The 241-nt window shown below is 71.4% G+C and carries 1 pseudogene; it reads right to left on the reverse strand.

Annotation, left to right across the window (positions count from 1 at the left end):
• Nucleotides 1-241: pseudogene (locus ACLJNW_RS28015) on the reverse strand (chitinase); the annotation flags it as partial.

Consider the following 241-nt stretch of genomic DNA (forward strand, 5'->3'; position numbering starts at 1 on the left):
TGACGAAATAGCTGTAGCGGGGGTCCGCCGTCAGGCCGCTGTCGGTGGAACCCAGCGCGGCGCTCGGGCCAACCATGGCGCCGTCGCGATAGAGGCTGTAGTAATCGATCGGACGCTGCCCGCTGGAGGCGTTCCAGGCCAGCACCAGGCTGGTCTCGCCGCGCTCCAGCAGACGCAGGCCCTGCGGCGCCGCCGGGCGCTGGTCGCCGCCCTCGCCGTCATGGATGAGGCTGGCGTAGCG

It is taken from the genome of Salmonella sp. SAL4457 (assembly GCF_046548235.1).
Lineage (GTDB): Bacteria > Pseudomonadota > Gammaproteobacteria > Enterobacterales > Enterobacteriaceae > Salmonella > Salmonella enterica.